Here is a 630-nt window from a genome sequence, read left to right as displayed (position 1 = left end):
AGCGTCAGATGTGTATAAGAGACAGGTCCAGGATGTGCAGGGCGATCAGCGCGATGAGTGTCAGCGCCACCCCGAGGATCATCGCGGCCAGCTTGAGGGGGGTGGGGGCGCTGGAGAAGCGGGTGTCGACGGTGGCGGTGAAGTCCAGTCCGTCGGGCGCCGGGCCGGACAGGTCGGTGTAGACCCCGACGATCTGTGGGCGGAAGTCGTAGCCGCTGCGGGTGCCGGTCAGCGGGGAGCCGGGCTTTTCGGCGTTGGGTCCGTAGGTGAGGCCGACGAATTCGGCGGTGACCCGGTCGGCGTGCGCGGTGAAGGTCAGCTTCTGGCAGTTCGGGCCCAGCACCGCCGAAAGCGGCGCCACCACCACCGGCACGTTGCGCACCACCAGAACCAGGTCGTCGTTGACGCGTTCGATGAGCAGTCCACGATCGACGGCCTTGGGGGCCTGTTTGGGCACCGTGGACAGCAGCACCGACTTGGCCGGGGTGAGGCCGGCCGCGGCCTGGCACGGCACGCTGATGTCGAGGTCGGTGGCGACGTAGCCGATCAGCGGTGCCTGCACGCTGGCCAGGGCACCGTTCTGCGGCCAGTTGAGTTCGGCGGTGGTCTGCTTGACCGGTAATAACGGGG

At 68.1% G+C, this 630-nt stretch carries 1 pseudogene; it reads right to left on the bottom strand.

The window, feature by feature from the left end:
• Positions 1 to 25: 25 nt before the first annotated feature.
• Positions 26 to 630, bottom strand: a pseudogene (locus LI94_RS21410) (arabinosyltransferase); the annotation flags it as partial.

The sequence above is a fragment of the Mycobacterium sp. UM_Kg27 genome (genome assembly GCF_000972905.1).
Classification (GTDB): Bacteria; Actinomycetota; Actinomycetes; order Mycobacteriales; family Mycobacteriaceae; genus Mycobacterium.
The sequence above is the reverse complement of the archived record's forward strand: the minus strand, read 5'-3'. Positions and strand labels throughout refer to the sequence as shown.